At 36.4% G+C, this 3109-nt stretch carries 2 protein-coding genes; both read right to left on the reverse strand.

Going from position 1 to position 3109, the window contains the following annotated elements:
* On the reverse strand, positions 1–2358 hold a 2358-nt coding region (locus ON09_RS23275), incomplete at its 3' end, for an outer membrane beta-barrel protein (RefSeq protein WP_010603471.1).
* 331 nt (positions 2359–2689) lie between these two features.
* The coding region (locus tag ON09_RS23280; RefSeq protein ID WP_029204592.1) for a DUF5694 domain-containing protein at positions 2690–3109 on the reverse strand (420 nt) is incomplete at its 5' end.

Here is a 3109-nt window from a genome sequence, read left to right on the forward strand (position 1 = left end):
AGTAGAAATACTTACCAGATCGTTAAAGTTCACACGAACATTACCATTTGGTCCGATGTAAAATACATTGGCATCACTGCGGATATTATTGATAATCACAGGAGCGTGATTGATATTCCCCCAAACACCTATGCCCAATTTTAACGTTGTTTTATTAATTTTAAAATCTCTTGATCCATTTGCCCCACCATTAAAATTATAAATACCACTTACGTTAACTGGAGTAACGGTTTGCACACCATTGCTAATGCTTATGGTATTTACAATTCCGTTTTTGGTGAAATTTCCATAACCGTATAAATTGTAATTGATCAGATTTTTAGGATCATATTTGTACATATTTATGCTTAACCGCTGCATTCTGGCAGGTAGTAACGCCGGATTACCGTTTCTAATATAAAGTGCATTGGTATTATCAGCAACAGGTTGAAGGTAGCTCACATTAGGCTCTGTGAAACGGGCATCATAATTCAGTCTGAAAATTTTGTAAACCAGCTGGAAAGTTGGCCATATAAAATTATAGCGCTGATCGATATTGTTGGAATTACTGAAACGATTATTTAATGAGATATAGTTATGAACAACACCTGGTTGGATGTTAAAATCTTTTGTGATTTTATATCTTAAACTTAAATTAGTATTTGTTTTAAAGCCATTTTGTTCTACCGTTTGGCTTAAATTCGGTATCGCAATATCATATAATTGATTTGCCGGATTCCGGTAAAAAGTACTCAGTGCATTTTCATTATTGAGGATATTTCCACTCAAATCAATTTTAAAACTCAGTTTTTTGCTGATTGGTTCACTATAGTTGGTATAAATGTACGATCTGAAATTTTCAACCTGATTGTTACGTAGCTGATCAATTTCGGATGTGGACGGGGTTAGAAAGAAATTGCTGATGCTCCGGTTATAGTTTAGATTTGGGTTCGGCGTGGTAGATACATCGAAACCAATATTAAATGCCCTTCCAGCTTTCTTGAAATCTTTGCTCAAATCAGCAACCAGCTGATATTTATTGCTTGATGAATTGCGATCGATTAAATTTTGCAGGTTATTTACCAACTGGCCCGAAGCATTTGTGTTGCTAGAATAATTTGTGCTTACCGTATTAGTTGAGTTTAAAACTATAAAAGGTTCAATGGTTAATTGTGTAAGCGAATCTATTTGCCAATCTAATTTTCCTGCAATGTTATGTTTTAGCGTTAAAGCGCTTGTGTTCTCGTTCGCATTTGTAACTAACCGATCGTTACCTAAGGTTTGGTTGGTATTGGTCAGTTTTTCAAGCAAATTATCGTTCCGCCCAAAAAAGTATTGAGTGTTGAGTTTGATTCCTTTTTTGGTCAACGTATTAAAATTAAAACCGCCACCTGAAGAAGTTTGTATGCCACTAAAACTACCCCCGAAACTAATACCATTAAATTCAAAGTATCCTCCTGAACTCATCATCATAGAATTTACACCGCTTCGGGCAAATCCACCAATCCTTTGCACATCATTAGGGTTAAAACCTGGCTGATTAATATTGTTTCCATAAGCAAGCATACTTACCTGCGTGGTATCACGAAAAAAGTTCATCAATCCTCCAGCCTGATAAAGTTCCTTGCTTCCGCCACCGGCATATAACTTTCCAAAAGCACCCTTCTTAATTGCTTTTTTAAGTTTCAGGTTTATAATCTGAGGGATTTCCGCTGCTGTCAAATCAGGATCTCGTCTTTTCGCCTGCTTATCATCAACCACCTGAACTTTATCAATAATGTTTGCCGGTAGGTTTTTAGTGGCTATTTGCTGGTCTCCACCAAAAAATTCTTTTCCATCAACCAATATTTTGCTAACTGCCTTTCCGTTAACCTGAATTGAGCCATCTGATCCAATTTGTACGCCAGGTAGTTTCTTCAATAAATCCTCTACAACAGCTGAGGGTAAGGTTTTAAAAGATTCGGCGTTAAATTCGATGGTATCTTTCCTTACAATGATGGGTGGTCTTTCTGCTACAATATTTACCTCATTTAAATCATTGGCCTGTGTCGACAGATAAAGTGTGCCCAGGTTGATATTTGGCTGCTCAGCCGTAATGGACACTTCTTTCCGGTAGGTTCCATATTGCCACGCCGTAATAACTAAACGGTATTTAATGCCAACCTGCAAGTTATTAATTTTGAAAGTTCCCCTATCATCTGATAGCTTGTAGCTATTAAGAACACTATCGCCAGTTTTATAAACAGATACCGTTGAATAATTTAAGGTGGTTTTATGGTTAGCGCTATCAGCTAAAACACCGGTAATACTTCCATTCTTCTGAGCAAAAAGATTTAAAAAGGTAAGGCAAAAAGCGATCGATAGTAATAGTTTCTTCATAAATATGTCCTAATAATGAAATTGCTAATTTATAGTGGGTTGAGGTTTGGTTTTTAAAAATGTGATGAGCAAGTGTAAAAAAGGGATGAACAGGTTTGTTTAATGCAAGACGCCAATTACTTAAAAGTGTTGCAATAAAAATTATTCAACTAAATATTTAGTTAAAAATAATTTTGTTTGTTCACTTTTACAAACACAATCAAAAAAATTACAATGGAAGGGGTTAACATTGATGTAGAGCGGGATGGATTTCTGTTTGAAGTTGGGATGATTTTAAATTAAAAATCCCCGGAAAGTTAATGCCGGGGAAGTTAGAATAAAATTGAAAGCGTTACTTTAAGTCGTTATAATTGATAATTTTAATGTTCGGATTTTTTAATAAAATTTCTTCCATAAAAATCCGGTGTGAGGCGCCTACGCCAACAACAACCCTTTTGGCGTTTTTAGCCATAGCCTGATCGACTATGTTTTTGCACATGGCTTCATTTCTTAACAACCATGGCGCTACCATATCTTTTAGTAAGGCTGTAGGAAATCCGGCGTAGCCGTAAAAGTGGCGGCCACCATATAAATTCCATGCCTCATCTACCCGGCCGTATTTTTCGCTATTCATAGCAGCATAGGGATCAGCATTAAAAATTTTAGACTCTTCCTCTGTAAAAGCCCAGTACTTGTCCATTGCTTTTACAGTAGCTGCTTCTGCAGAGGTAGTGTCGGCTTTCGCTGTTTTATCATCACTTGTAAGCCGAAT

It is taken from the genome of Pedobacter agri PB92 (genome assembly GCF_000258495.1).
Lineage (GTDB): Bacteria > Bacteroidota > Bacteroidia > Sphingobacteriales > Sphingobacteriaceae > Pedobacter > Pedobacter agri.